Genomic DNA, 814 nt, shown 5'->3' with positions numbered 1-814 from the left:
AGTAATTGACACACCATTAAGTTTAAATGCTGCATCTGCAGCAGGCTGGCTTTGAATCAGATTGGTGGCACCTGCGGTATAAGCAAGACGTGACAAGCCATTTGCATCGGTATTACTTGCATCACCCGTGTCAGTAACGCTTATATCGATAGTTTTATCAAGACCCGTTTCGTCGGCGTTAAAGACTAGCTTATAGCCCGTACCGGTATATAAGACTGATGCAGTCAACCCCACATCCTCTTCAGCATTAATTGCTGCAGCAATACCATCGAGCGTATTGTTTGAGTTATCAATCGTTACGTTGGTAGTTTTGCCATCCACCACGATAGAAAGCGCACCCTCACCTAAAGCAGTGGTATCTGAATCACTAAATTCTGTCGTTGTTAATGTTTGAGATACAGCTAAAGCGGAGACTTCTAAAGTATGAACACCCGCACTCGCTTCACTTGTATTAACCGTAGCGGAAAATGCTGAGCTTCCAGAAGAAACAGTTTTCGATTCAAATAACTGGGGATTTGATAATGTACGAGCAGGTAGACGAAGATCAGTAACTGCTGATTTAATCTGCCCAAAGATAGATAACTCAGCATTAATTTCAGCTTCTTGACTATCTAGGCGAGCCTCAACCGGAGCGCGCTCTGCATTAGCGAGATTATCAATTAGCTCACTGGTGAGAACACCCGAACCAATTCCAACCGAAGATACACTTGCCATACTTATCGCCTCGAATACCACAGGATTAAATAAGCGTTAAAGCCACAATGACTTTGACTCACTCTAACCCAGCGAAAACTTTGTCTATTGAGTCAACACT

At 43.2% G+C, this 814-nt stretch carries 1 protein-coding gene; it reads right to left on the bottom strand.

The genetic code is table 11. The annotated features are described in order from the left end of the window. Positions 1-714, bottom strand: a 714-nt coding sequence (locus tag A3729_RS28675) for a flagellar filament capping protein FliD (RefSeq protein WP_304439783.1), incomplete at its 3' end; no start/stop codon positions are given. Positions 715-814: the final 100 nt, after the last annotated feature.

The sequence above is a fragment of the Oleiphilus sp. HI0043 genome (assembly GCF_001634935.1).
The sequence above is the reverse complement of the archived record's forward strand: the minus strand, read 5'-3'. Positions and strand labels throughout refer to the sequence as shown.